Origin of the sequence: Brevundimonas sp. S1H14 (genome assembly GCF_047716865.1) — a bacterium.
Taxonomy (GTDB): domain Bacteria; phylum Pseudomonadota; class Alphaproteobacteria; order Caulobacterales; family Caulobacteraceae; genus Brevundimonas; species Brevundimonas naejangsanensis.
On sequence record NZ_CP136679.1, the window covers coordinates 639,459 to 662,134 of the forward strand.

Here is a 22,676-nt window from a genome sequence, read left to right on the forward strand (position 1 = left end):
CGGGGTCAGTGCGACGCCAGGATGGCTTCGGGATTGGGGGTGCGGCGCTGATCGTCGATGATCACGCCGTCTTCGATGTGGATGACCCGGTCGGCCCAGGCTTCCAGGCGCGGGTCGTGGGTCACGCAGATGACGGCCGCGCCGTGTTCGGTGGCCGCCCGGCGCAGCAGTCTGATGACCACCTGGCCGTTCTCGCCGTCCAGCGCCGAGGTCGGTTCATCGGCGAACAGGATCTGCGGGTCCTTGGCCAGGGCGCGGGCGATGGCGACGCGCTGCTTCTCGCCGCCGGACAGGGCGGCCGGGCGCTGATGCAGGCGATGGCCCAGGCCGACCTCCTCCAGAGCGAGCGCGGCGCGCTTCTTGGCCTTCTCGGGCGACAGGCCCTGATATTTCAGCACCGTCGTCACCTGCTGCAGGGCGCTGAGCGCCGGGAACAGGTTGAAGCCCTGGAAGATGAAGCCGCAGTGATCCAGCCGGAACTTGTCGATCCTGCCGCCCGACAGTTTCCACAGGTCGTCCACGTCCAGGGCGTCGACGCGCCCTTCCTCGGGCCGCAGCAGGCCGGACAGGGCGGCGATCAGCGTCGACTTGCCCGAACCCGACGGCCCCATGACCATGGTCAGGTCGCCGTGGCGGGCGTCGAAATCCACGCCCTTCAGCACCTCGACATAGGACCGGCCGGACTTGAACCGCTTGACCAGTCCCCTGGCTTCCAGGGCGAACTCGCCGTGCTTGCCGTGAACCTTGGTGTGCCCAGAAGCCATAGTGTTCATCGCAGCAGGTCCGCAGGTTGGCTCTTCTTCAGAATGCCCATCGACAGCAGGCCCGAGAGCATGGAGATGGCGATCAGGCCGCCCCCGACGATGATCAGCAGCATCGGCGGCATGGAGATGATGACGGCGTTGGACAGGGCCAGCAGCGACAGCAGCCAGGTCAGCAGGATGGCCGCGCCGACTCCCACCATTCCGACCCAGAAGCTAAGCTCCATGACGATGCGGCGCAGGCTGCCCATGCCGACGCCCAGGGCGCGCAGCGAGGCGAACTCCTTGATGTTGGCCATGATGGCGCCGCGCAGGGTCTGCCAGGTGATGGCCACGCCGATGATGATCCCCAGCACGACGCAGCCGCCGATGATGATGACCAGAATGCCTTCCTCGAACATGGCGCCGGCGTTGGCGTCGGCCAGCTGCTGGCGGGTCCAGGCCTTCCACTGGCCGTTGCCCATGGCGTTCAGCTGGGCGACCACGACCTCGGCGCGGGCCGGGTCCTTGATCTTGAGCATCAGCGGGCCGACGCGCGGCCCCTCAAAGGCCTGGCCCAGCATCCGCAGGCTGTCGCGCGACATGACGATGGTCGGCTGCATCATGTTGGGATAGCCGCGCAGCACGCCGACCACGGTCACGGTCTGGCCGTTGAACAGGGCCTTGTCGCCCAGTTTGACGCCCAGCGGCGTCAGCGCCGTCTCGTCCACCGCCACGGTGAAGGGCTGGCGCAGGGCCTCGACCAGTTCTTCGGAATAGTCGCGCGGGATGGTGACCGAGCCGGGCGCCGTGTCGATGATGTTGACCAGCACGCTCTTCTGGCGCGGCGCGCCCTGCTTGGCGCGGTCGGCGGCCGTGGCGGTCGGGTCGACGTTCTTGATGTTCTGGAAATTGCCGCCCGACATGTCGAGCGTCTTCACCTCGACCACCTCGGGGTGGTTATAGGCCAGCGGGACAAAGCGTCGCGGCATGCCCATCGGCCCGCTGAACAGGGCCTTGGCGCCCGGCTGCATGATGAAGATATCGGCGCTGGAGCGCTCGATGGCGGCGGTGAATCCCTTGCCGATGCCGATGAAGACCCCGGTCATGGCCAGCACCAGCAACCCCGAAAGGGCCAGCGCCATGACGGCGGCCATATAGCGGCGCCACTCGAAGAGCAGCGTGGACAGCGCGAGCGACATGACGCGTATTCATTCCCCTGACTTGCGCTGTTATCTGACCGCCTGCGGGCGCTGGGCCAAGTTAAATCGGGGTAAGGCTGGCTGCGCCGGATTTGTTACGGGGGTTGAGGGCGCGGCCCTTGCGGGTCTAGTGACGGCGGACAGCAAGGCGTGGGCGTGGTGTCCCGCCTCACGGAGACGCCCATGTCGCTTCGCCGCACCCTTTCCTTCACCGCCTCGCTGGCCGCCCTCGGCATGGCCGCCGTGGTGGTCAACGCCCCCGCTTCGGCCGCGCGCGCCGACGAGGGGATGTGGACCTTCGACAGCTTCCCGATCCAGACGGTCAATGAGAAGTACGGCACGCGCATCGACCAGGCCTGGCTGGACCGCGTCCGCAACGCCGCCGTGCGCCTGCAGGGCTGCTCGGCGTCGTTCGTGTCGGGTGAAGGCCTGATCCTGACCAACCACCACTGCGTCATCTCGTGCGTCCAGGACCTGTCGACGGCCCAGAACGACTACGTCAAGAACGGCTGGATGCCCGCCACGCGCGAGGAAGAGAAGACCTGCCCCGGCCAGACGGCCGAGGTCCTGACCGACATCACCGACGTCACCGATCGCGTGCTGGGCGCTGGTTCGGGTCTGGAAGGCGCGGCCTTCGTCGCCGCCCGCTCGGCGGAGATCGACGCGATCCAGAAGGAGGCCTGCGGCGACGACCGCAAGCTGACCTGCCAGGTCATCAGCTTCTATCGCGGCGGCAAATACGCCCTGTACAAGTTCCGCAAGTATGAGGACGTGCGTCTGGCCTTCGCGCCGGAGTTCCAGGCGGCCTTCTTCGGCGGCGATCCTGACAACTTCAACTTCCCGCGCTACGCCCTCGATGCGGCCTTCCTGCGCGCCTATGAGGACGGCAAGCCGGTCGCCTCGCCCAACCACCTGAAGTGGAACCCCAACGCTCCGACCGACGGCGAGGCCACCTTTGTGGCGGGCAACCCCGGCTCGACCTCGCGCTTGCTGACCATGAGCCAGCTGGAGCGCCTGCGCGACCAGCAGATCCCCATCACCCTGATCCAGAGCGCCGAACTGCGCGGCCGTCTGGTCGAATATTCGACCCTGGGCGAGGAAGAGAAGCGGGTCGCTCTCGACCCCATCTTCGGTCTGGAGAACAGCTTCAAGGTCTACTACGGCCAGCAGGGCGCCCTGACGGACCCCGCCTTCATGGCCAAGAAGCGCCAGGAAGAGGCCGAGCTGCGCCAGCGCGTCGCCGCCGACCCGGCCGTGGCCGAGCGCATCGGCGACCCGTGGGCCGATCTGGAAAAGGTGCAGGCGACCGCCCGCGACCTCTATCTGCCCTATCGCCAGCTTGAGGCGAACGCCGGCGGCGGCTCGACCCTGTATTCCTACGCCCGCGCCATCGTCCGCGCGTCGAAGGAACGCGCCAAGCCTGTCGCCGAACGCCGCGCCGGCTATGCCGATAGCGACATCGCCGCCCTGGGCCGCCGCCTGGCCTCGGACGCCCCGATCCCGGTCGGCGTCGAGGAGATCCAGCTGTCGCACTGGATGCTGAAGACCCGCGAATACCTGACGGTCGACAGCGCCGATGTGAAGGCCATGCTGGGCGCTGAAAGCCCCGAAACCATCGCCGCCCGTCTGGTGCAGAGCCGCCTGATCGACCCGGCCTTCCGCGCCGAAGCCCTGGCCATGACGCCGGAGCAGCTGGCCGCCTCGGGCGATCCGATGATCGCCTTCGTCCTGGCCAATGACGACGCCGCTCAGGCCGTACGCACCCAATGGGACGCCGGGGTCAACGCCCCGACCGCCCGCGCCGCCGAAAAGGTTGCCCAGGCCCGCTTCGCCGTCTACGGCGACAACCTGTACCCAGACGCCACCTTCTCCTTGCGTCTGTCCTACGGCCAGGTGAAGGGCTGGACCTATCGCGGCGTCACCGTGCCGTCCTTCACCCACATGGGCGGCCTGTATGAGCGTGCGACCGGCGCCGAGCCGTTCAACGCTTCCGAGCGTTTCCTGGCCGCCAAGGACCGGATCAACAAGGACGTGGTCTACGACTTCGTCTCGACCAACGACATCATCGGCGGCAACTCCGGCTCGCCGGTGATCAACGCCAAGGGTGAAGTGATCGGCGCCGCCTTCGACGGCAACATCCACTCGCTGGGCGGCTCGTTCGGCTACGACGGCGAACTGAACCGCACGGTCAGCGTCTCGACCGCCGCCGTCACCGAGGCCCTGCGCAACGTCTACAACCAGCCGCGCCTCCTGCGCGAACTGGGCGTGCGTCGCTGACGCAAGCACGCGCGGCGTCCCAGCCAGACGCCGCGCCTCTCCCTCCCCTTCATGGGGAGGGTGGTCGCGTAGCGACCGGGTGGGGAGGGCCGGGCGATCCCGGCCTCCAGTCACGGCTTTGGCCGAGCGCCCGAACAGCCGCGCCGCCCCCACCCGGTTTCGCCCTGTCGGGCTAAACCACCCTCCCCATGAAGGGGAGGGAGAAAACAATACGCCCCCGTCTGACGCATCGGCCTGCTAGCTTTCTTCCCGCCGATTTCAGACTATTCAGACGAATTAGACTCTGTTTTTCCCTCGCCGGAGTCTGAAACAGGAGCTTCTCATGCGTCACATGCTGTTCGCCTCGGCCGCCGTCCTGGCCTTCGCCGCCGCTTCCGCGGCCGCCTCTTCCGCCAAGGCAGAGGAGGGCATGTGGACCTATGACAACTTCCCCATCGCCCGCGCCAATCAGACGCTGGGCACGAACATCGACCAGGCCTGGCTGGACCGCGTGCGCCTGTCGTCGGTGAAGTTCGGCGGCTGTTCGGCGGGCGTCATCTCAGCCGAGGGGCTGGTGATGACCAACAACCACTGCGTCTCGTCCTGCGTCGCCAACCTGTCGACGCCGCAGCTTCAGTATAACGAAACGGGCTTCACCCCCAAGAGCCGCGAGGAAGAGCTGCAATGCCCCGGCGCCTCTGCGGAAATCCTGACCGACATCACCGACGTCACCGAGCGGGTCCAGAAGGCGGGCGCCGGTCTGGACGGCCAGGCCTACACCCAGGCGCGCGAGGCCGAGGCGGGCCGCATCGAAACCGAAAACTGCGGCGACGACGCCAAAATCCGCTGTCAGGTCGTCAGCCTGTATCGCGGCGGCCAGTTCAAGCTCTACAAGTTCCGCAAATATTCGGACGTGCGTCTGGCCTGGGCGCCGGAAGACCGCGCCGCGACCTTCGGCGGCGATCTGGACAACTTCTCCTTCCCGCGCTTCGCCATCGATGCCGCCTTCATCCGCCTGTATGAAGACGGCAAGCCCGCCGCGACCCCGACCCACTTCACCTGGAATCCGAACAAACCGACCGAGGGCGAGCCCGTCTTCGTCACCGGCAACCCCGGCTCGACCCAGCGCCTGCTGACGCAGGCCCAGCTGATGACCATCCGCGACGTGGTCCTGCCGCTGGACCAGCTGATCGCGTCCGAACTGCGCGGCCGTCTGATCCGCTATTCGGAAGAGGGCGCCGATCAGGCCTTCATCGCCATGGACCCGCTGTCGGGCGTCGAGAACACCTATAAGCGCGGGCGCGGCCGGATGGCCGCCCTGATCGACCCGGCCTTCATGGACCAACTGGCCGGGCAGGAAACCGTCTTCCGGCGCGGCGTGGCCGAGAACGAGGCCCTGTCGGCCGAGGTCGGCGATCCCTGGGCCGTTCTGACCGATGTTCAGCCGATCGCGCGCGAGCTCTATGCCCCGATGGCCTTGCTGGAAGGCGGCACCGGCATGGGCACCACCTCGGTGGCGGGCGGCTCGCCCCTGTTCCAGTGGGCGCGAGCCATCGTGCGCGGGGCGCAGGAGCGCGCCAAGCCGTCCGACCAGCGCCTGGCCGAGTTCGCCGACAGCCGCCTGCCGGGCGTCCAGTCCGGCCTCTTCGCCGCACGCCCGACCTATCCGGCGCTGGAGCAGGTCCGTCTGGAATGGTGGCTGTCCAAGACGCGCGAATGGCTGACCGTCGACAGCCCTTACGTCCGCACCCTGCTGGGCAAGGAAAGCCCGGAAGGCCTGTCCGCCCGCCTGATCGAAGGCACGAAACTGGCCGACCCCGCCGTGCGCCGCGCCCTGTGGGAAGGCGGCCTGCCCGCCGTTCAGGCATCGACCGATCCGCTGATCCAGTATGTCCTGGCTATCGACGCCGACGCCCGCGCCGTCCGCACCGACTGGGAGAACCGGGTGCAGGCGCCGACCGACCGCGCCTCGGAACAGCTGTCGGCCGCCCGCTTCGCCGTCTTCGGCGACGCTGTCTATCCGGACGCCACCGGCACCCTGCGTCTGACCTACGGCCGGGTCGAGGGGACCGACGTGCCGGGCCAGCGCATCCCGGCCTTCACCACCTTCGCCGGCCTGTGGGATCGGGCGACCGGCGCCGAGCCGTTCAACGTCGCGCCCAAACTGCTGGCCGCCAGGGACCGCATTGACCCGAACGCGGTGATGAATATGGCCGTCTCGTCCGACACCATCGGCGGCTCGTCGGGTTCGCCTGCGGTGAATGCGAAGGGCGAGATCATCGGCGCCAACTTCGACTCCACCGTCCTGACCCAGCGCAACGCCTATGGCTATGACCGCAACGTCAACCGCAGCGTCATCGTCACCACCCAGGCCGTGACCACGGCCCTGCGCGACGTCTACGGCATGGATCACCTGATCGCCGAACTGGGCGCGGATGCGCCCAAGGCCGCCTCGCGCCGGGCGCGCCGTTGAACGGCCCGGTCTTTCGACCTGCGGCGCCGGACGACGTTCCGGCGCTGCGCGCCCTGATCGAAAGCGCCTATCGCGGCGACAGCGCCAAGGCCGGCTGGACCCACGAGGCCGACCTGCTGGAGGGTCAGCGCACCGACGAGGCGGAGTTGCGCAACATCCTCGCCGACGCCTCGCGGATCATCCTGCTGGCCGAGGTCGACGGCGCCCTGATCGGCTGCGTTCAGGTCGCGGATCAGGGGCGGGGTCTGGCCTATCTGGGCCTGCTGACCGTCGATCCGGCGCGTCAGGCGGGCGGTCTGGGCCGTCTGTTGATCGAGGCCGCCGAGGCCGAGGCCGCCGCCCGCTTCGCCGCCACGCGCATGGAGATGACCGTCATCCGCCAGCGCGCCGAACTGATCGCCTGGTACGAACGGCGCGGCTATCGCCTGACCGGCGAAACCCGCCCCTTCCCGCTGGACGACCCCCGCTTCGGCCTGCCCCGCACCCGCGACCTGGCCTTCGTGGTTCTGGAGAAGACGCTTTAGATCAGCGGGGAAGGGCGCAATTTTCGTTCTCATAAGGTTTGGTCTGGCCTAGACGAGCACACGCTTCGTTTCTTTTTCTGACGCCTGACCGAGATCATCGTGCAAGATACCGTCCGCCGCATCCTGACCGCCCGCGTCTATGACGTGGCCGAGGAGACCCCCCTCGATCCGCTGAAGCGGCTGTCGGCGCGGATCGGGCGCCCCGCCCTGCTGAAGCGCGAGGACCTGCAGCCGGTCTTCTCGTTCAAGATCCGCGGCGCCTACAACCGCATCGCGGCGCTCAGCGAGGCCGAGCTGGCGCGCGGCGTCATCTGCGCCTCTGCGGGCAATCACGCGCAGGGGGTGGCGCTGGCGGCGGCGAAGCGCGGGGCGGCGGCGACCATCGTCATGCCGACCACCACGCCCGGCATCAAGGTGGCGGCGGTTCGGGGGCTGGGCGGCCAGGTCGTGCTGCATGGCGAGAGCTTTGACGACGCCTACGCTCACGCCCGCGCGCTGGAAAAGGAAACCGGCGCGACCTTCGTCCACCCCTTCGACGACCCCGACGTCATCGCCGGGCAAGGGACGGTGGGGCTGGAGATCCTGCGCCAGCACGCCGATCCGATCGACGCCGTCTTCATCCCCATCGGCGGCGGGGGGCTGGCGGCGGGGGTGGCGGCCATCGTCCGCTTCCTGCGGCCCGAGACGCGCCTCATCGGCGTCGAACCGGCCGAGGCCCCGACGATGAAAAGCGCCATCGAGGCCGGGCGCGTCGTCGATCTGGATCAGGTCGGCCTGTTCGCCGACGGGGTGGCCGTTCGCCGCGCGGGCGACGAGACCTTTCGCCTGTGCCGCGATCTGCTGGACGAGATCGTCCTGGTCGACACCGACGCCATCTGCGCCGCCGTGAAGGACATCTTCGACGACGTGCGCGCCGTGGCCGAGCCGTCGGGCGCCGTGGCTCTTGCCGGGCTGAAGGCCTGGGCCGCGCGCAACCCCGGATCGGGGGCGCTGGTGGCGATCAATTCAGGCGCCAACGTCAATTTCGACCGTCTGCGCCACGTCGCCGAGCGGGCCGAGATCGGCGAGGGCGCCGAGGCCCTGTTCGCCGTCTCCATGCCCGACCGGCGCGAGGATTATCACCGCTTCCTGCAGAGCCTCGACGGCCGCTCGATCACCGAATTCAACTATCGCTGGTCCGGCGACGGGACGGCCCAGATCTTCGTCGGCGTGGCCCTGCGCGACGGCGCCGCCGAGCGCGAAAGCCTGCTCAGGCGCCTGACCGCCGACGGCTATTCCGTCGTCGACATGAGCGACAACGAGACCGCCAAGCTCCACGTCCGCCACATGGTCGGCGGGCGCACCATCGGCCTGCCGCACGAGCGGCTGCTGCGCTTCGAATTCCCCGAGCGGCCGGGCGCCTTCCTGCGCTTCCTCAACAGCCTGCAGCCCGCCTGGGCCCTGACCCTGTTCCACTATCGCAACCACGGCGACGACGCGGGCCGGGTGCTGGCGGGGGTCAGCGTCCCGCCAGACCAGGCGGCGGCCTTGAGCGCCGCGCTGGACGAGCTGGGGTATCCCTACGTCGACGAGACCGACAACCCGGCCTGCCGCCTGTTTCTGGATGGCTCCGCTTGATAGCTAGGCCCGGCTGATGGCTTCGGCGATCTCTTCGGCCGGACGGCCGGCCAGGGCCTTGGGAATTTCGCCGACCAGCAGGCCTTCCAGCGTCTTGTGCCAATGCTTGCGCAGCTGGCCCAGTGTCTTGGGCGCGGCGACCACGGCCAGGGCCTCGATCTTGTTGGTCAGGGCCATGTGGTTCAGCGCCTCGGCCACGCCCATGGCGAAGCCGTCCTCGGCCTGGGTGTCGTTGTCGGGATTGGCGTCGCTGGAGCGGCGGCCCGGCGCGCCGGACAGGCGTTCGGGGATCTCGGGCGTCGCCATCGGCTTGAGCTGGATGTCGAGGTTGTGGCCGGTGTTGCGGAACAGGCTCAGCTTCTCGCCGTCGGCGACGGCGACCAGGGCCCCGTTGGGCAGGTTCATCATCAGACTCCAGAAATGAGCGCCGAAAGGGAGGGCGCTGTCAGTCCAGCGCAAACGCCCCCTGTCCTGTTCCCTTCTGCGACGCTTCGTGCGCCAACAGCCAGCGCTTGCGCTCCAGCCCGCCCGCATAGCCGGTCAGGGTTCCATTGGCGCCGACGACGCGGTGGCAGGGCACGATGACGCCGATCGGATTGGCGCCGTTGGCCAGGCCCACGGCCCGCACGGCGGCGGGCTTGCCGATGGCCTGGGCCAGTTGGCCGTAGTTCCAGGTCTGCCCCGCCGGAATGGTCCGCAGCGCCGCCCAGACCGCGCGCTGGAAGTCCGTGCCGCCGGTCTTCACGGCGAGGTCGTCCAGCGCCGTCAGATCGCCGTCAAAATAGGCGGCGACGGCGGCCCGCACCGCCTCAGGCGCGCGGCCCGGCGTCAGCTGAACCTCGCCGTAATGACGGGCCAGCAGCGTCATCATCCGCGCCTCATAGTCGGTGAAGTCGAAAGCGCGCACGGCGTCGTCCGCATCGGTGACCAGCAGCACCTCGCCCACCGGCGTGGCGATGCGGTCCAGCGTAAAGGCTTCAGGCTGCGTCTTTTTCATCGTCGTTCTCCATGATCGTCATGCCGTCGATCCCCGCCTCGCGCAGGTGCAGCACGCCATAGGCCCGCCAGGGCCGCCATCGTTCGGCCCGCCCCGCCAGCCGCTCGTCTTCCAGCCGGTCGCTGGCCATGTCGGGCGCTTCATCGCTCCAGACGCCCGGCAGGCGCAGACCGGGCCGCGCCTCGACCAGCGGCGCGAGCACAGGGTCAGCAGCCAGATCACGCTGGATCGCCTCGGGATCGGCCGACAGGTCGAACAGCCGCCGCACCCGCGCCAGTACCCCCGGCAGGGCCTTCAGATCATCCAGCGCCGCTGTCACCGCCAGCCGGTCGCCCGCCTCGAACCGGGCCGAAACCTCGCCCGTCGCCCCGTCCGTCGCGGGGTTCAGGACGCGGCGCCAGACGCCGTCCTCGACCGTCTCGCCGTCCGCCTTCAGTGCGGCCAACATGGCCTCGACCTCATAGGGCGGGCGATAGGGCAGGCTCAGTCTGACCCCGCCGTCCCACGGCCGTTCAGCGCGTGCCCTCAGCGCCGACGGCGGGCGCCCGTACAGCGCCTGAAACGTCTCGTTGAAGCGCCGTACGCTGCCGAAGCCAGACGCCATGGCGACCTCGGCCATCGGCAGGTCGGTCTGGTGGATCAGGGCCTTGGCCAGCAGGACGCGGCGCGTCTGGGCCACGCTGACCGGGGCGGCGCCTAGATGCTGGCGGAACAGGCGACGCAGGTGCCGCTCGCCCACCCCCAGCCGCGCGGCCAGGGTGTCGACGTCGCCCTCATCGAGCGCGCCCGCCTCGATCAGGTTCAGCGCTCGACTGACGGTGTTGGAGGTGCCGCGCCACGCGCCCATATCGGGCGCGGTTTCCGGCCGACAGCGCAGGCAGGCCCGAAAGCCCGCCTCCTCGGCCGCCGCCGCGCTGATGACGAAGCGCATGTTCTCACGCTTGGGCGTCCGTGCCGGGCAGACCGGGCGACAATAGATTCCGGTGGACTTCACGCAGGTGAAGAAGCGCCCGTCGAAGCGCGGGTCGCGCGTCAGGACCGCCCGATAGCAGGCCTCCTGATCCAGACTGTCGCGGGCGTTTTCCATAGCCGCACCCTGCGCCTTCGACGCCGCCCTGTCTCGCGGTTTTCGGACATGACGGCGCCGCGCGATGATCCTGCGGTTTTGTCGTGGCCGCTTCCTTCGCGGCGCCTGCACGGCTAAGTTCGTCGGTCTGTAGGGGGAGTATTCTGAATGTCGTATCGTCGCCGCGCCGCCTGTTCCTTGCTGGCGCTCAGCCTGGCCCTGGGCGCCGCGCCCGCCCTGGCGCAACAGACGCCGCCTGCGCTTCAGGCCGTCGTCGGCCATGACAGCGGCGAGCGCATCACCCGCTCGGCTGATGTGCGCCGCTATTTCGAGGCGCTGCGCGCCGCCAACCCCGACCGCATGGTCATGGGCGACTACGCCCAGTCGTGGGAAGGCCGCCCGCTGTTCTGGGCGGCCATCGGCTCGCCGCGCAACATCGCCCGGCTGGACGCGATCAAGGCCGCGACCAACGCCCTGGCCGATCCGCGCAAGACCAGCCCCGATCAGGCCCGCGCCCTGATCAACGACACCCCGGCCATCGTCTGGATGGCCTATTCTGTCCACGGCAATGAGATCAGCCCCGCCGACGCCGCCATCATGGCCGCGCGTCGCCTGACCGACAGCCTCGACGCCGAGGCTCAAGGGTGGCTAGAGGACGTCGTGGTCGTCTTCGTCCCGACCCAGAACCCCGACGGGCGCGAACGCTTCATCAACAGCTTCGAGGCGGGCCTCGGCGCCCAGCCCAACGGCGATCCCCTGTCGGCGGAGCGGGCCGAGCCCTGGCCGTCCGGCCGCTACAACCACAATCTGTTCGACCTGAACCGCGACTGGTTCATCCAGTCCCAGCCGGAGACGCAGGGCCACTCGGCCCTCATCCGCGAATGGCGCCCGCAGGTGGTGGTCGATTCCCACGAGATGGGCACCGACTCCAGCTTCTTCTTCCCGCCCGAAGCGCAGCCGCTGAACCCGTGGATCTATCCGCCGATCCTCGACGCGCGCGAACGGTTCGGCCGCAACACCGCCGGACGCTTCGATCAGGCCGGGCTGGACTATTTCACGCGCGAGACCTTCGACGCCTTCTATCCCGGCTACGGCGACGGTTGGCCGGCCTATTTCGGCGCCGTCTCCATGACATATGAGCAGGGATCGTCGCGCGGTCTGTTGGCGCGCCGGTCGTCGGGCGAGATGCTGACCTACGCCGACACGGTCAAAGGCCATCTGACCGCCACCCTGTCGACCATCGAGACCGCCGCCCGCGACCGCGAAAAACTGCTCAGCGACTTTTACGCCTTCCATCGCGACGGGATTTCGGGCGGACGCGGCGCCTATGTCCTGTCGCGCTCCGCCGCCGCCGATCCGGCCGCCGCCGACAAGCTGGCGGGCCTGCTGGTCCGTTCGGGGCTGGAGGTCGGACGCGCCACCGCCGCCTTCTCCGCCTGCGGCCAGACCTATCAGGCGGGCGACTACATCGTGAACCTGGCCCAGCCTCAGCGCCGCATGGCCGAGACCCTGCTGGCCAAGGACGTGCCGCTGGACCCCAAATTCCTCGCCGAACAGGAGGCTCGCCGCGCGCGCGGTCTGGGCGATGAGATCTATGACCTGACCGGCTGGTCCCTGCCGCTTCTGTTCAACGTGCCGAGCCAGCGCTGCACCGGCGCTCCGTCGGTGCAGACGGCCGCTGTCGGCCCGGAACTGATCCGCCCGGCCGCCGTGGCTCAGGGCGACGCGACCTATGGCTACGCCATCCATCCGGGCACGGCGGGTATGCGCTTCCTGACCGCCGCCCTGACCGACAAGCTGCCGGTCCGCTCTGTCGAGGAGCCCTTCACCCTGGACGGCCGCGCCTATCCGGGCGGGACCTTCATCGTGCCGCGCGCCGGGTCGCCCGCCGACCTGGACGAGCGCGTCCGCCGTCTGGCCGCAGGCAGCGGCGCCCAGGTGACGCCGCTGGCGACGTCGTGGGTTTCCAGCGGTCCCAGCGTCGGCTCGGACAAGGCGACCGTCATCGCCGCCCCGCGCGTCGCCATGGCCTGGGACGACCCGACCGAGCCGGAATCCGCCGGTTCCATCCGCCATGTACTGGAGCGTGAATACGGCTGGCCCGTCACGGCGGTGCGCACCCGCCGCCTGGCGAACGCCGACCTGTCCCGCTACCAGGTGCTGATCCTGCCGTCTGGCGGAAACTATGAGCAGATCCTCGGCGAGAGCGGCGTCGCCAACCTGCGCGCCTGGGTTCAAGCGGGCGGCGTCCTGATCGGCGTCGGCTCGGCCAGCCGCCTGCTGACCGATCCCGATTCCAAGCTGCTGGACAGCCGCCGCGAGAGCGCCGTCTCCGGCGACGGCGACAAGGACAAGAAGGACGGCGGCAGCGAGATCGCCACCGACGCCGAATACCTGGCCCTGACCGGCCACCACGGCGGAGCGCCCGATCCTGTCGCCGGCGTCCTGGCCAGCGCCGTGGTCGACAATGAACACTGGCTGGGCGCAGGCGTCGCCCCGACCCTTAGCGTCATGGTGCGCGGCTCGGACATCTACACTCCGCTGGCCCGCGATCAGGGAACCAACGTCGTGCGTCTGGCCGGCCCGGATCAGGTGCTGGCGTCCGGCCAGCTGTGGGCCGAGAACCGCCGCCAGCTGGCCTACAAGCCCGTCGCGATGGCGTCCGAAGTCGGTCGCGGTCAGGTCGTCGCCTTCACCCAGGACGTGACCATGCGCGCCTTCCTGGAAGGGCTGAAGCCGCTGTTCCTCAACGCCGTCTTCCGCGGTCCGGCCCACACCTCGGGGGCCAAGGGGAACTGAAACGAGTGAAGGGGAGGGGCGTCAGCGCCCCTTCCTGAACGCCTCGGCCTTTTCGGCCGCCGCTTCCCTGCGCCAGCGTTTGGGGGCTGACCTGTCCACCTCCTCGCCCGCGCCGGTGAGGGCTTCGTTGGCGAATTCGAGGTCGAGGAGCTTCATCTTCTTGATCTCGTCGCGCAGGCGGGCGGCTTCCTCGAACTCGAGGTTGGCGGCTGCTTCGCGCATCCGACCTTCCAGATCCTTGAGCGCGGCCTGGAAGTTGGACCCGACGAAGGGCTTGGCTTCCTCGGCGACGCCGGGGCGGGTCAGGCGGTCCAGGTCGCGGGACTCATAGGGGCTGTCGAGGATCTCCTTGATGTCGCGCTTGACCGTCTCGGGCGTGATGCCGTGTTCGAGGTTGTAGGCCTGCTGTTTCTCGCGGCGGCGGTCGGTCTCGGCGATGGCGCGCTCCATCGAGCCGGTCATGCGGTCGGCGTAGAGGATGACGCGGCCGTCGACGTTGCGCGCTGCGCGGCCGATGGTCTGGATCAGGGAGGTCTCGGAGCGCAGGAAGCCCTCCTTGTCCGCGTCGAGGATGGCGACCAGACCGCACTCGGGGATGTCGAGGCCCTCGCGCAGCAGGTTGATGCCGATCAGGCAGTCGAACGACCCCAGGCGCAGGTCGCGCAGGATCTCGATCCGTTCCAGGGTGTCGACGTCGGAGTGCATGTAGCGGACGCGCACCCCTTGCTCGTGCATGTATTCGGTCAGATCCTCGGCCATCTTCTTGGTCAGGGTGGTGACCAAGGAGCGGTAACCCGCGCGGGCGGTCGCCTTCACCTCGTCGATGACGTCGTCGACCTGGTTGCGGGTGGCGCCGGAGACGGGGCGGATCTCGACCGGGGGGTCGATCAGACCGGTGGGGCGGATGACCTGTTCGGTGAAGACGCCGCCGGTCTTGTCCAACTCCCAGGCGCCGGGGGTGGCCGAGACGAAGACGGTCTGGGGCCGCATGGCGTCCCATTCCTCGAACTTCAGCGGGCGGTTGTCGATGGCCGAGGGCAGGCGGAAGCCGTATTCGGCCAGGGTCGATTTGCGGCGGTAGTCGCCGCGATACATGGCGCCGATCTGGCCCACGGTGACGTGGCTCTCATCCACGAACAGCAGGGCGTTGTCGGGGATGTATTCGAAGAAGGTGGGCGGCGGCTCGCCCGGCGCGCGGCCGGTCAGCCAGCGGCTGTAGTTCTCGATGCCGGCGCAGGAGCCGGTGGCCTCCATCATCTCCAGATCGAAGCGGGTGCGTTGTTCGAGGCGCTGGGCCTCCAGCAGCTTGCCGTTCTCGACCATCCAGTCGAGCGTCTCCTTCAACTCGGCCTTGATGCCGTTGACGGCCTGATTGAGCGTCGGGCGCGGGGTGACGTAGTGGCTGGCGGCGTAGACGGTGACCTCGTCCAGCGCATTGGTCTTCTTGCCGGTCAGGGGGTCGAACTCGTCGATGGCCTCGATCTCGTCGCCGAACAGGCTGATGCGCCAGGCGCGGTCCTCGAGGTGGACGGGGAAGATCTCCAGCGTGTCGCCGCGCTTGCGGAACATGCCGCGCTCGAAGCTTGCATCATTCCTTTTGTACTGCAGGGCGATCAGGTCGGCGCGCAGCTTGGCCTCGTCGATCTGGTCGCCAACCTTCAGGCCGAAGGTCATGGCGGTATAGGTCTCGACCGAGCCGATGCCGTAGATGCAGCTGACCGAGGCGACGACGATGACGTCGTCCCGCTCCAGGATCGCGCGGGTGGCGGCGTGGCGCATCCGGTCGATCTGCTCGTTAATCGACGAGTCCTTCTCGATGTAGGTGTCGGTGCGCGGGACGTAGGCCTCGGGCTGGTAGTAGTCGTAATAGCTGACGAAATACTCGACGGCGTTGTCGGGGAAGAAGGCCTTGAACTCGGAATAGAGCTGGGCCGCCAGCGTCTTGTTGTGGGCCAGGATCAGGGCCGGGCGCTGGGTCTGTTCGATCACCTTGGCCATGGTGAAGGTCTTGCCCGAGCCGGTGACGCCCAGCAGCACCTGTTCGCGATCGCCCTCATCCGCCTGGGCGACCAGTTCGGCGATGGCCGAGGGCTGGTCCCCGGCGGGCTGGTATTTCGTCTCCAGCCGGAAGGGGATGCGCTTCTTGTTGGTCGGCCGGTCGGGGCGGTGAGGGACCCAGTCGGCGGGGGCGGCGGGGGCCTCCTCCGGCGTGAGGCGCGGGCCGTTTACCGGCGCGAACATGGGCGCGCGGCCGTGGTCGAAGGCGACCGGCGCCTCGCTGAGACCGGGATTAGGCGTGTGGACGGGCTTGGTCAGCTTCTGGGACGGTGTCGCGGGAGAACGGGCCATGAACATCAAGGTAATGCCTGCGCGTGCGTGACGCTAGGGCGAGCGGATCGGCGATTCCGATAAAGAGAGGCCCCTGAACCGATGATTTCCGGCTTGTGCGGCGCCGGGCGCGTCGCCAAGGTCCGCGCCATGAGTATGCTTCGCGACGTCTTCATCACCGGGACCGGCGCTGTGCTGCCTGGAGAGCGGATCGGCAACGATCGGATGGAGGACTTCATCGGCCGCATCGGCGGGCGGGCGTCCGCCGTGGGGCGGCGCGCCCTGCGCTGGAACGGGATCGAGGGGCGGCATTACGCCCTGACGCCGGACGGGCGGCCGCTGCATTCCAACGCCTCCATGTGCGCCGGGGCGGTGCGGGCGGCGCTGGATGAGGCGGGGCTGAGCCTGGGCGATTTGCAGCATCTGGGCGCGGCGGCGACGCAGGGCGACTATCTGGTTCCCGGCCACGCCAGCGCGGTTCAGGCCGAATTGGGCGCGGGGCCGCTGGAGGCGTTCAGCTATCAGTCGGTCTGCGCCAGCGCCCTGATGGCGGCCAAGGGGGCGTGGCTGAGCGTGCGGGCGGGCGAGGCCGATGTGGCCGCCGCCTGCGCCGGCGAGTTTTCATCGCGCTGGTTCCGCCCTCATTTCTATGAGGGAACGGCCTTGGTGGACGAGAAGGGCCGGGCGCGGATCGAGGCGGACTTCCTGCGCTTCACCCTGTCGGACGGGGCGGGCGCCGTGGTGATGGAGCCGAGGCCGAAGCCCGATGGTCTGAGCCTGAAGGTCGAGTGGATCGACATGACGTCGCTGGCCGGGCGCTTCGATCCCTGTATGTGGGCCGGATCGACGCCGGAAGCGCGCGCCGACTTGACCAGCGCCTGGAGCCACGTAGGCCCGGCGGCGGCCCATGCGGCGGGGGCGGTGGCCCTGTTGCAGGATTTCGAGCTGCTGAAGATCGTCATCCGCGCTTGGATCGGCGTCTGGCTGGAGAAGGTGGACGCCGGGCGGATCGTCCCGGATCAGGTCGACCATCTGCTGTGCCACTACTCCGCGCGGTCGCTGCGTCAGGAGATCGTCGGCCTGCTGGAAAGCACGGCGGCCATGATCTCTGAAGAGAAGTGGTTCACGACCCTGAGCGACAGCGGCAATGTCGGCTCGGCCTCGATCTGGGTCATGCTGGACGCCTTCCAGAAGTCGGGACGCGGAAAGCGCGGAGACAGGGTGCTGTGCATCGTGCCCGAGAGCGGGCGGGCGATGATCGGCTTCATGATGCTGGAGATTGTGTGATGGCGGAACAACTGGCTGAGGCGGCGGTGGCCGACACCCTGCGCAAGCTGGCGGTGGTCTTCGCCGATTTTGAACAGCGGCTGGAGGCGACGCCCCTGATCCGCAAGCTGACGCGCGGGCGGTTCGAGGTCGCCGACTACCACGCCTTCCTGATCAACCTGCGCCAGCAGGTGAAGGACGGGGCGCTGTGGATGAGCCGGGCGGCGTCGAACATCGGCGAGGATCATCTGGAGCTGCGGTCGACCCTGATGCGCCATGCGGTGACGGAGCATCGGGACTTCCGCCTGCTGGAGGCCGACTTCACAGCCTCGGGCGGGGCGCTGGACGACATCCAGTCGGCGCCGAAGAACGTCGGGTCCGAGGCCCTGTCGGCGTGGATGTTCCATGAGGCGTCGAAGCCCGATCCCTTCGGCCTGCTGGGCGCCATGTTCATCATCGAGGGGCTGGGCTCGATCAAGGCCAAGCCGTGGGGCCTGAAGGTGCAGGAGCGGCTGGCCCTGCCCGACGAGGCGGTGCGCTTCCTGCTGTATCACGGCGACAACGACGCCGAGCACATGAAGGAGTTCGAGGAGATGCTGGGCATGGTCCTGCCCGATCCCTTCATCGCCGAACGCATCGTGACTACGGCCAAGGTGACGGCCCGCCTCTACGCCCTGCAGATCGAGGAAATCGCGGCGTGAGATACTACAAGCCGGGGGAGGATCCGTTCGACCCCGCGCGGTTCGACCCCAAGGATCCCGATCCGTGGATGGCGCTGTATCTGGACCACAGCCTGCCGATCGACGACGGGGCCAAGCGCGACCTGCTGCTGGGCGCGCGGTCGCGCTCGCGGCGCTGGCTGTTCCCGGTGGCGCGGCCGCTGGTGTTTCTGTTCTTCTGTCTGGTGAAGGTGCTGCGGGTCATTTCGCCGAAATACCCGAACCTGAACGGCCTGCTGCACAAGACCATCCATTGGGGACTGCGGACCTTTGTAACGCCCGAGGGCAACCGGGTGATCCTGCGCCACTTCCACGTCGGGTCCGAGCTGACCGCCTTCGTGCGCGAGAATGCGGGCGTGGGAGACAAGGTGACCAAATGGCCGCTGACGCCGACGCGGTTGAAGGACATCGAGCCGGACCTGTTCCTTCAGCACGACCTGAACATCTTCAACTTCGTCATCGAGATGAACGCCGCCCTGCGCGCCGAGGGACGGGAGCTGACGCCGCCCGAGCGGATCGACTTCTCCATGATCTCGGACGAATTCCCGCCGTTCGAGGAGTTTCCGCGCAAGTGGTGTAACTTCGTCGACGTGCAGACGGCGGTGGAGTTCTACACCCCCATTTACGCCCTGATGCTGCCGCGTGATGACTTCGTGCGGGCGTCCAGTTCGCTGCAACTGGATGAGGTGATGGCCATCTATATCGCCCGCATTCTGGGCACGAGCTACCACATGGCCTTCGTCAAGAACGGCCATCCGCTGGTGGCGCTATCGACATTGCAGGCGGGCTATCGGCTGATGATGCACGGGCTGGATTCAGAGGCCATGCACGGCTGGCTGCGGGTGATGAAGGCGCGTCAGGCCGCGGGCCTGCCGCTGGACCCGGCGAACTCGGGCACGCCGCATTAGGGGGAGGGGAGCCTTCCGCCGATTTCCGCTGGCGCCCGGCGCGGCGGCTGCTAGCGTGGTCGGATGAAATCGGCGCGTTCCTTTCTGACCTCTCTCAGCACGCTTGTCTTGCTGTCGCTTGTGCTGGGCCTGGTCGCTGGGGCGGCGGCGCAACGCTGGGGCCTGCCGGGCGGGCATGTGACGGCGGACTTCATCCAGGCGCTGGGCCAGCTGTGGCTCAATGCGCTGAGGATGACGATCATTCCGCTGGTGTTCAGCCTGCTGGTGACGGGCATCGCCTCCATCGCCGATGCGGCGCGGACCGGGCGGCTGGCGCTGAAGGCGGTGGCCTGGTTCGGGGGGCTGATCGTCTTTGCGACGATTTATGCGGTAGCGGCGGCCTATGGGCTGCACGCCCTGTGGCCGATCGACCCGGAGGGCGCGCGCCTGCTGCTGGCCATCAAGCCGGAGGGCGCCGAGGGCCTTGGCGCTGGGGCGCCGTTCAGCGAATTTCTGAAGACCATCGCCCCGTCCAACCCGATCCGCGCGGCGGCCGAGGACGCCATTCTGGGTATGGTTGTGTTCGCCGTCTTCTTCGGCTTTGCGGCCTCAGGACTGCCTGAGCGGCTGCGCGTTCCTCTGATCACCTTCTTCGAGGCGGTGGGCGAGACGATGATCGTCATCGTCCGCTGGGTGCTGAGCGTCGCGCCGCTGGGCGTCTTCGCCCTGTCGATCGGGGTGGGGCTGACGGCGGGCGCCAGCGCGGCGGGGGTGCTGCTGCACTATGTGGCGCTGATCTCCATCGCCTGCATCGGCATCGGCCTGATCTTCTATCCGCTGGCCGTCGTCTTCGGCCGGGTGTCGCTGGGCCGGTTCGCGCGGGCGGCGGCTCCCGCGCAGGTGGTGGCCTTTTCCACCCAGTCGTCGCTAGCCAGCCTGCCGGTCATGGTCGAGCGGGCGGTTGACGAGCTGGGCGTCAAACGGGCGACGGCGGGTCTGGTCCTGCCGCTGGCGGTGGCGGTGTTCCGCATCACCAGCCCGGTCGCCAATCTGGGTGTCGCCATCTATTGCGCCCATCTGTTCGGACTGGAGCCTTCGGCGGGCCAGCTGTTCGCCGCCATGCTGACGGCGGTGCTGATCTCGATCGGTACGGTAGGCCTGCCGGGTCAGGCCAGCTTCTTCGCCTCCATCGCCCCGATCTGCATCGCGATGGGCGTGCCGCTGGAGCTGCTGCCGCTATTGCTGGCGGTCGAGGTCGTGCCCGACATCTTCCGCACCCTCGGCAACGTCACCGCCGACCTGGCCGTGGTGCGCATCGTTCAGGGCGGAGAGGCGCAAACCATCGAGTGAACGTCGGTTGACGAGGCGCGCACGACGCGGCCAAGCTCTAGTCCCAGGGGCGTAGGGGATGATCATGAACAAGATAATTCTGCGCACGGCCGCCATGATGGCGGCGTCGGTAATGATGTGCGGCGCGGCGAAGTCTGCACTAGCCCAGCAGGCGGCGACGGTCGAGGCGCGCTCGACTCCCGGCGGCGTGGCCGTGACCTGGCGCTTGACCGAGCCGACGACGCGCGTGACGTTTCTCGACGAAAACATCGTCCGCACGGAATGGACGGTGACGACGCCGGGCCTGACCTTGGTGGAAGGCGCGGTCGAGGGGGGTGAGCCGTTTCAGGTGTTTGAAATTCGGATCGCGCCCGATGCGACCGAGCGGGACCGCGGCTACTTGGCTCTGACGCGGATCGGGGCCGGGCGCATTCTCTACGGACCCGCCCTGATGTTGCAGGGAATGGACGCCGAACTGACCGCGCACGCCGCAGCGGGCGAGACCGCCTTGCCGACGACGCAACCGGGAAAGGGTTATGTCTATCTCGGCCCTGACAGCAACGTCGAGGTCTATCCTGGCGCCTGGGTGGTTCACGGCGAGACGGTGTCGCCGAAGCTGGCCGCGATCATGCGCGAGGGCTTCGCTGCCGCTCAGGCCTTCTACGGCGCCCGACTTGGGCGGAATCTGCCCTATGAGCCGACGCTTCTGGTCACTGTCGACAGCCCGGGGCCTACGGCTTTTCGCGGCGATGTGACGGATAGCGGTGTCATCTCGGCTCGGTTCTACGGTTCAGCTTGGGAGAATCCGCCGGCTGACGTGGCGGTCAGCCTGGCGACCTTCGTCTGGCATGAGACTTTTCATCTGTGGAATGGGCATCGGCTGGAGAACCGGGACGGCGAGGCGGCTCCCTGGCTTCATGAGGGAGGGGCCGAATATGGCGCCCTGGCGGCCGCGGTGTCTACCGGAATGGTAACGGAGGCGGCGGCGCGTGAGACCCTGTCGCAGCGGTTGAATGGGTGCCGCAAGGCGCTGGGCGACCGGGATTATGACCCGGCGCGATTGCGGTCGGGGTCGCCGGTCTATGACTGCGGGACCGTGGTGCAGTGGCTGGCTGATCTGGAGACTCGGCAGGCGTCATTCGGCGCACGTGATATTTTCGATCTGTGGAAGGACGTTTTGGATCAAGGCATGGCGAGCGAGGGCTACGGCCTTGCCGAATTTCGAACTCGACCGGAAGCCGAACGTGCGGTCGCCCTGCTGATGGACGGGCCGGGAGCGGAGCGTTGGCAAGACGTGGCCGCGGGGTTGGCGGCGTTGGGGGTCGTTCTGGAAGAAAAACCTTCGCCGGACGAGTATCGCTTGGCGGCCCTGTTCCATCTGAACGGAGAGAACTGCACCGGGGGAAGCACAGGCTTCTATCGAACTGAGCAGGGCGTGCGGCTGGATACGGGCGACAAGTGCGGGGTGCTGTCGGGCGATCCGCTGCTGGCGGCCGTCGAGGGCCATGATCCGATGGCTGAGGCGACAGCCATGTTCTTCGCTGTCCAGGCGCGCTGCATGGCCGCTTCGGCGGTGCGGGTCATTACGCAAGAGGGAGCAATAATCGAGGCGAAATGCGACCGTCCTCTGATTGCACCTCGGGCCTGGAGCGTAGCGACGGCTCCGCCGCTGGCGACGCGGACGCTGTGATCCGGGGCGAAGGCCTCACGAGGCTTTACCCTTCCATCGCCTCGAACATGGCCTCGGCCTCGTCGAAGGTGTCGTAGTCGAGGCGCTCGGGCGGGCGGACGATGACGAATCGGGTCAGGGTCGGGGCTGACGGTTCGTGGCGGCGGTCCCACTGCCAGAAATTGCGGTCGACCCGGCTTTGCAGCAGGGTCCATTCGCCTTCCTCTCCCTGAGGAGGCCGGGGCGGCGGAACGGTCTGGGTCATCAGCGTCTCCCTGTGCGACAGTCAGGAAAGCGCGGCTGGACCACACTGTCAAAGAGCGTCACAGGCGGGGAACTGTTGCAACCCATCCGCGCTTGATGCGGCCTTGGCGCAACATCCGGCGCCGTCCTTGCAGCTTGGCTGCAGATGGGATGCGACCTTAGGGCGAAAATGAGGCATGGTGCCGCCAGGAGATGATGCGATGACCAAGTCCAGCAATGAATCCGACGCCCGCGCGGCTCTGCGCGTGGTCTCCTCGCCGGAAGCCGAGGTCTACGACCTGATGCGCGCCCCCGAAACCACCGCTGAACGGGTCAAGCGCCTGCAGGCCGAGGCTCGCGCCCTGGCGATCGAACAGGTCGAGGCGCTTGAGGCCGCTCTGTGCAAGGCCGCCGACATGGCCAAGGAGATCGCCGACGGGGGCGACGCCTATCCGGTCGGCGCCCGCGAACTGGCCGCCCGCCTAGTCGCCGACCTGCCGTCCAAGGCCGAGACGATGAAGGCCATCGTCGCCAAGAGTCATCCTTGATCTAAGGGCGCTA

General features: G+C 68.2%; 18 protein-coding genes. 11 read left to right on the top strand and 7 right to left on the bottom strand.

From position 1 onward, the window contains the following. Positions 1-5: 5 nt before the first annotated feature. Together RSD66_RS03080 and RSD66_RS03085 are read right to left on the bottom strand one after the other, a co-directional pair. Positions 6-764 (bottom strand): ABC transporter ATP-binding protein, encoded by a 759-nt coding sequence (locus RSD66_RS03080; RefSeq protein ID WP_415288945.1) that lies wholly within the window; start codon positions 762-764, stop codon positions 6-8. A 5-nt stretch (positions 765-769) separates the two neighbouring features. Beyond that, positions 770-1,942 (bottom strand): ABC transporter permease, encoded by a 1,173-nt coding sequence (locus RSD66_RS03085; RefSeq protein WP_024353722.1) that lies wholly within the window; start codon positions 1,940-1,942, stop codon positions 770-772. Between the two features lie 183 nt (positions 1,943-2,125). Here RSD66_RS03085 and RSD66_RS03090 point away from each other — a divergent pair, with 183 nt between their 5' ends. From RSD66_RS03090 to ilvA, 4 genes are all read left to right on the top strand, one after another. Next, positions 2,126-4,219 carry a S46 family peptidase gene (locus RSD66_RS03090; RefSeq protein ID WP_415288946.1) on the top strand — a complete coding sequence of 698 codons (2,094 nt, stop codon included), beginning with the start codon at positions 2,126-2,128 and terminating at the stop codon, positions 4,217-4,219. Between the two features lie 322 nt (positions 4,220-4,541). Continuing rightward, positions 4,542-6,671, top strand: a complete 2,130-nt coding sequence (locus RSD66_RS03095; protein WP_415288947.1) for a S46 family peptidase — start codon at positions 4,542-4,544, stop codon at positions 6,669-6,671. Continuing rightward, entirely contained in the window at positions 6,668-7,195 is a 528-nt protein-coding gene (locus tag RSD66_RS03100) for a GNAT family N-acetyltransferase (protein ID WP_415288948.1), read from the top strand. The genes RSD66_RS03095 and RSD66_RS03100 overlap by 4 nt, the downstream gene beginning before the upstream one ends. A 96-nt stretch (positions 7,196-7,291) precedes the next feature. Then, positions 7,292-8,812 (top strand): threonine ammonia-lyase, biosynthetic, encoded by a 1,521-nt coding sequence (ilvA, locus tag RSD66_RS03105; RefSeq protein ID WP_415289559.1) that lies wholly within the window; start codon positions 7,292-7,294, stop codon positions 8,810-8,812. 3 nt (positions 8,813-8,815) lie between these two features. On the opposite strand, the gene RSD66_RS03110 is transcribed toward ilvA, so the two are convergent. The 3 genes from RSD66_RS03110 to RSD66_RS03120 are packed head-to-tail and all read right to left on the bottom strand — an operon-like array spanning position 8,816 to position 10,896. Further along, the gene (locus tag RSD66_RS03110; protein WP_035302822.1) at positions 8,816-9,220 is read right to left on the bottom strand and encodes a host attachment family protein; all 405 of its coding nucleotides are present in this window, start codon (positions 9,218-9,220) and stop codon (positions 8,816-8,818) included. Between the two features lie 37 nt (positions 9,221-9,257). After that, on the bottom strand, positions 9,258-9,809 hold the full coding sequence (locus RSD66_RS03115; protein ID WP_415288949.1) for a methylated-DNA--[protein]-cysteine S-methyltransferase: 552 nt from the start codon (positions 9,807-9,809) through the stop codon (positions 9,258-9,260). Then, on the bottom strand, positions 9,790-10,896 hold the full coding sequence (locus RSD66_RS03120; RefSeq protein ID WP_415288950.1) for a bifunctional transcriptional activator/DNA repair enzyme AdaA: 1,107 nt from the start codon (positions 10,894-10,896) through the stop codon (positions 9,790-9,792). The genes RSD66_RS03115 and RSD66_RS03120 overlap by 20 nt, the downstream gene beginning before the upstream one ends. Positions 10,897-11,043: 147 nt before the next feature. Here RSD66_RS03120 and RSD66_RS03125 point away from each other — a divergent pair, with 147 nt between their 5' ends. Continuing rightward, positions 11,044-13,674, top strand: coding sequence for a M14 family metallopeptidase (locus RSD66_RS03125; protein WP_415288951.1), 2,631 nt, complete (start codon positions 11,044-11,046; stop codon positions 13,672-13,674). A 21-nt stretch (positions 13,675-13,695) separates the two neighbouring features. Here the strand turns inward: RSD66_RS03125 and uvrB are convergent, their stop codons facing one another. Further along, on the bottom strand, positions 13,696-16,023 hold the full coding sequence (gene uvrB / locus RSD66_RS03130; protein ID WP_415288952.1) for an excinuclease ABC subunit UvrB: 2,328 nt from the start codon (positions 16,021-16,023) through the stop codon (positions 13,696-13,698). Between the two features lie 81 nt (positions 16,024-16,104). On the opposite strand from uvrB, the gene RSD66_RS03135 reads away from it, so the two are divergent. The 5 genes from RSD66_RS03135 (at position 16,105) to RSD66_RS03155 (ending at position 21,893) form a co-directional block, all read left to right on the top strand. Beyond that, positions 16,105-17,289 (top strand): beta-ketoacyl-ACP synthase III, encoded by a 1,185-nt coding sequence (locus tag RSD66_RS03135; protein ID WP_415288953.1) that lies wholly within the window; start codon positions 16,105-16,107, stop codon positions 17,287-17,289. Further along, complete coding sequence (locus RSD66_RS03140) at positions 17,229-17,969, top strand: iron-containing redox enzyme family protein (protein WP_415288954.1); 741 nt, start codon at positions 17,229-17,231, stop codon at positions 17,967-17,969. The genes RSD66_RS03135 and RSD66_RS03140 overlap by 61 nt, the downstream gene beginning before the upstream one ends. Further along, on the top strand, positions 17,966-18,895 hold the full coding sequence (locus RSD66_RS03145) for a DUF6999 family protein (protein WP_415288955.1): 930 nt from the start codon (positions 17,966-17,968) through the stop codon (positions 18,893-18,895). The genes RSD66_RS03140 and RSD66_RS03145 overlap by 4 nt, the downstream gene beginning before the upstream one ends. A gap of 63 nt (positions 18,896-18,958) precedes the next feature. Further along, positions 18,959-20,224: a dicarboxylate/amino acid:cation symporter gene (locus RSD66_RS03150; protein WP_415288956.1), complete on the top strand. Its 1,266-nt coding sequence runs from the start codon at positions 18,959-18,961 to the stop codon at positions 20,222-20,224. 64 nt (positions 20,225-20,288) lie between these two features. Further along, positions 20,289-21,893 (top strand): hypothetical protein, encoded by a 1,605-nt coding sequence (locus tag RSD66_RS03155; protein ID WP_415288957.1) that lies wholly within the window; start codon positions 20,289-20,291, stop codon positions 21,891-21,893. A gap of 25 nt (positions 21,894-21,918) precedes the next feature. On the opposite strand, the gene RSD66_RS03160 is transcribed toward RSD66_RS03155, so the two are convergent. Further along, positions 21,919-22,137, bottom strand: coding sequence for a hypothetical protein (locus RSD66_RS03160; RefSeq protein WP_346524352.1), 219 nt, complete (start codon positions 22,135-22,137; stop codon positions 21,919-21,921). 199 nt (positions 22,138-22,336) lie between these two features. Here RSD66_RS03160 and RSD66_RS03165 point away from each other — a divergent pair, with 199 nt between their 5' ends. Then, complete coding sequence (locus RSD66_RS03165; protein WP_003167846.1) at positions 22,337-22,663, top strand: hypothetical protein; 327 nt, start codon at positions 22,337-22,339, stop codon at positions 22,661-22,663. The last annotated feature ends 13 nt before the right edge of the window (positions 22,664-22,676 follow it).

Coding starts and splice junctions, on each gene's coding strand:
- RSD66_RS03080 (WP_415288945.1), bottom strand. CDS start 764: ATGGCTTCTGGGCACACCAAGGTTCACGGCAAGCACGGCGAGTTCGCC.
- RSD66_RS03085 (WP_024353722.1), bottom strand. CDS start 1,942: ATGTCGCTCGCGCTGTCCACGCTGCTCTTCGAGTGGCGCCGCTATATG.
- RSD66_RS03090 (WP_415288946.1), top strand. CDS start 2,126: ATGTCGCTTCGCCGCACCCTTTCCTTCACCGCCTCGCTGGCCGCCCTC.
- RSD66_RS03095 (WP_415288947.1), top strand. CDS start 4,542: ATGCGTCACATGCTGTTCGCCTCGGCCGCCGTCCTGGCCTTCGCCGCC.
- RSD66_RS03110 (WP_035302822.1), bottom strand. CDS start 9,220: ATGATGAACCTGCCCAACGGGGCCCTGGTCGCCGTCGCCGACGGCGAG.
- RSD66_RS03115 (WP_415288949.1), bottom strand. CDS start 9,809: ATGAAAAAGACGCAGCCTGAAGCCTTTACGCTGGACCGCATCGCCACG.
- RSD66_RS03120 (WP_415288950.1), bottom strand. CDS start 10,896: ATGGAAAACGCCCGCGACAGTCTGGATCAGGAGGCCTGCTATCGGGCG.
- RSD66_RS03125 (WP_415288951.1), top strand. CDS start 11,044: ATGTCGTATCGTCGCCGCGCCGCCTGTTCCTTGCTGGCGCTCAGCCTG.
- uvrB (WP_415288952.1), bottom strand. CDS start 16,023: ATGGCCCGTTCTCCCGCGACACCGTCCCAGAAGCTGACCAAGCCCGTC.
- RSD66_RS03135 (WP_415288953.1), top strand. CDS start 16,105: ATGATTTCCGGCTTGTGCGGCGCCGGGCGCGTCGCCAAGGTCCGCGCC.
- RSD66_RS03150 (WP_415288956.1), top strand. CDS start 18,959: ATGAAATCGGCGCGTTCCTTTCTGACCTCTCTCAGCACGCTTGTCTTG.
- RSD66_RS03155 (WP_415288957.1), top strand. CDS start 20,289: ATGAACAAGATAATTCTGCGCACGGCCGCCATGATGGCGGCGTCGGTA.
- RSD66_RS03160 (WP_346524352.1), bottom strand. CDS start 22,137: ATGACCCAGACCGTTCCGCCGCCCCGGCCTCCTCAGGGAGAGGAAGGC.
- RSD66_RS03165 (WP_003167846.1), top strand. CDS start 22,337: ATGACCAAGTCCAGCAATGAATCCGACGCCCGCGCGGCTCTGCGCGTG.